We start from the raw sequence: 258 nt of genomic DNA on the forward strand, positions 1-258 counted from the left end.
GTGCAATAAGCTTGCTTTTACCATGGAAAGTATCACGTACGTTGTCACCAACAAACTCTACTACCATTTCAATGAAACATTGAAATTTTCCAGGTACACCTAGTGTTGATTTTTTAGCGGCACTACGAAAGATCCATAAAAATATAAGACCTAAACCGATAGACCATGCGAGGGTATCTATATGCCATGTCCAGAAACCACTATCCGTACATGCTTTATTGAAGGCGAGACCTGTATCGGTCGAACACATCTTAGCAT

General features: G+C 39.9%; 1 pseudogene. It reads right to left on the bottom strand.

Annotated features, from left to right (window positions below):
• Positions 1-258, bottom strand: a pseudogene (locus tag AAEY83_RS16540) (hypothetical protein); the annotation flags it as partial.

This window comes from Psychrobacter sp. TB20-MNA-CIBAN-0197, from assembly GCF_040309765.1.
GTDB classification, from domain to species: Bacteria; Pseudomonadota; Gammaproteobacteria; order Pseudomonadales; family Moraxellaceae; genus Psychrobacter; species Psychrobacter submarinus.